Raw genomic sequence first — 897 nt, forward strand, 5'->3', positions numbered from 1 at the left:
GCCGGCACCGCGTCGGCCGCCAGTTCGAGCTGCACGTCCCAGTCGAACTCGATGCCGACGTATTCGCGCACCCATTGCGCGAGCTGCCGGGCATGCGGGCCACCCGGCAGGAAACGGCGGTACGCATCGAGCGACAGCGGGCCGAGCACGATCCGGAAGCGCGATTGCGCATCGCGCACCGCGACGCCGAGCGCGACGGCGCCGACCCGCAACGTCGGCCGCGTCGCGCGGATCGTGCAGCGCTGCGAACGTTCGATCGCGACCCACTGCGGCACGTGCTCGACGATGCGGGCCTCGACACCGAAATGCCGGCGCAGGATCTGCACGAGCCCTTCCGGGTTGCGCGTGTGCCGCACGAGATGGCCCGCGTGGAAGTAGCGCGCATGCGGCGCGAGCATGTCGGCGTCGGCGTGTGTTTCGGCTTGCGCGGCCGGCTTGTCGCCATGTGCCGCCCGCCCGATCAGGCTCGCGACGTAACCGTCGAACCGTGCCCGTTCCGGGCGGTCGAGGCTCACCGTCGGCTGCGCGTCGGCCCACGCGCGGTAGAACAGCAGGATCAGCCGGTGATGAAACAGGTCGGCAAACGCGGCAAACGTCGGATCGTCGTGCTGCGCCGCGCGTTCGTGCGCGTATTCGGTCAGGTGCGTCGGCAGCGGCCCGTTCGGGCCGAACAGCCCGAAACCATGGATCGCGATGCGCGGCGGCATGCCACTGCCCTCATCGCTCACGCCGGCCAGCATCGACGCCGCGAACGCGAGCGACGGCTGCTGCCCAAGCCGCACCGGTTCGTCGCGCGGCCGCGTGGCATGGCCGAGCGGCGCGCGGCCGGGAGGTCGGAAACCGAGCCAGCGGAGCGCCCGGAGCAGCTCGTAACCCATCGGGCCGTCGCGCCGCGTG

1 protein-coding gene is annotated in these 897 nt (G+C 71.8%); it reads right to left on the reverse strand.

The window, feature by feature from the left end:
• A partial coding sequence (gene tssG, locus G3N99_RS41195; RefSeq protein ID WP_206125308.1) for a type VI secretion system baseplate subunit TssG occupies positions 1 to 897 on the reverse strand: 897 nt, incomplete at both ends.

This window comes from Burkholderia sp. Ac-20392, from assembly GCF_017104585.1.
GTDB lineage: Bacteria > Pseudomonadota > Gammaproteobacteria > Burkholderiales > Burkholderiaceae > Burkholderia > Burkholderia lata.